The sequence below is a fragment of the Bradyrhizobium sp. NBAIM08 genome, assembly GCF_020193935.1.
GTDB classification, from domain to species: domain Bacteria; phylum Pseudomonadota; class Alphaproteobacteria; order Rhizobiales; family Xanthobacteraceae; genus Bradyrhizobium; species Bradyrhizobium yuanmingense.
Genome location: NZ_JADYVR010001342.1, coordinates 1 through 382, shown reverse-complemented (window position 1 = coordinate 382; position 382 = coordinate 1). Strand labels below are relative to the sequence as shown.

1 protein-coding gene is annotated in these 382 nt (G+C 71.7%); it reads right to left on the bottom strand.

From position 1 onward, the window contains the following. Positions 1 to 83: 83 nt before the first annotated feature. Positions 84 to 382 (bottom strand): macro domain-containing protein (locus I6F37_RS44825; RefSeq protein WP_225155106.1); only part of this gene is annotated, 299 nt, incomplete at its 5' end.

Genomic DNA, 382 nt, shown 5'->3' with positions numbered 1-382 from the left:
AGCCGCTCCGGCTCTCGCGGGTAACGCAGCTCGTGCCGGGCCACGACAACGACGAGCGAGCAGACCCACCGACGGGGTGACGCTCACAGCGTCGCGTCGATCAGCTCGTACGTCGCCCGGTCGAACGCCACCAGCCTGGCCTCCTCGACCTGCGTGGGAGTGGACCGCAGCGTCTCGACGGCGGCCGCCACGGCGTCCTCCTTCGGCCAGCCGTAGATCCCCGCGGAGACCAGTGGGAACGCCAGGCTGGACGCCCCCAGCTCGTCGGCGACCGAGAGGGCGTTGGCGTAGCAGGAGGTCAGCAGGGAGCGGTCCTGCTCGCCCGCGTTGAAGTTGGGGCCGACCACGTGGATCACCCACCGTGCGGGCAGCCGTCCTGCCG